Source organism: Chromobacterium alkanivorans (assembly GCF_016937655.1).
In the GTDB taxonomy this organism is placed as follows: domain Bacteria; phylum Pseudomonadota; class Gammaproteobacteria; order Burkholderiales; family Chromobacteriaceae; genus Chromobacterium; species Chromobacterium alkanivorans.
In genome coordinates this window covers 1-929 of sequence record NZ_JAFHKL010000040.1, presented here as the reverse complement: position 1 = coordinate 929, position 929 = coordinate 1, and the positions used below count along the sequence as shown (strand labels likewise).

Genomic DNA, 929 nt, shown 5'->3' with positions numbered 1-929 from the left:
TGCCACCGCTCACGGCCATTACAAGGCCAATCTGGAGCTGCGCGACATGATAGGGCGGGGCACGGCGCGCAGCGAGGACCCGGTCAAGGAAACGCTGGACCTGACTCAGGAGCTGATAGACCGCGGCATTCCCGGCGGCTACTACGATATGGGGCGTTATCTGAAGGCCGGTTACGGCGTGAAACAGGACGAGGAACTGGCCAACCGCTACTACCGCAAGGCGGCGGACCTGGGCAGCCCGGAAGCGCAGTACTTGGTGGGAGATAAACTGACCAACTTGACGGTTGCACAGGCAGCTGCGTACTCCGTTGGTTTGAAAATGAAAAAGTGTGCAGGTGAACAAGGGCATGGAAAGGCCGCGAAAGAGTACGCTGCATCAATGATGGGTGAGAATAATCCCGAAGCGGTTAGGTTTTTCCAGCTAGCAATTAAGGCCGGAGATGCGACAGCTGCTGCTTTCCTTGTTAATGGTTTCACTACACCAGCTATCGATGCCAATGATAAGACAAGTCAGTACAAGTACTTGGCTTTATCAAAGGATGATGAGAGGGTTCGTCGTTACGAGTTAATTGGAGGAGTTCTCAGCGACTACTCTTACGCCCACCCCAAGGTGCTGGAACTGGACGAGATCGTGCCGTTGCCGCCGGCCCCGCTGCCGGCCTGGGACGGCAAGCTGAAGTGGCTGGAAGCGTTCAAGGCCAATGTGGCGCCGGAAAAACCGTCGGAAGCCTTGATGAGTAAGCTAGCCGCGGCCAAGGGCCTGGATGCCAAGACCGGACGGCCGCTGAACGGCAAGCATGGTTAAAACGCTGTACGCCTTGTCGCTGTTGGGGGCTCTGGCCGCCTGCGACGCCAAGGAGCGCGCAGTGCCGGACTTGAAAGCAGTCGAAGCCAGGCTGGCCTTCAACTGCGTATATGAGAAAGACCAT

General features: G+C 57.3%; 1 protein-coding gene. It reads left to right on the top strand.

Annotated elements, in window-relative coordinates:
• The coding region (locus JW897_RS24100; RefSeq protein WP_205467931.1) for an SEL1-like repeat protein at positions 1-805 on the top strand (805 nt) is incomplete at its 5' end.
• Positions 806-929 lie beyond the last annotated feature (124 nt).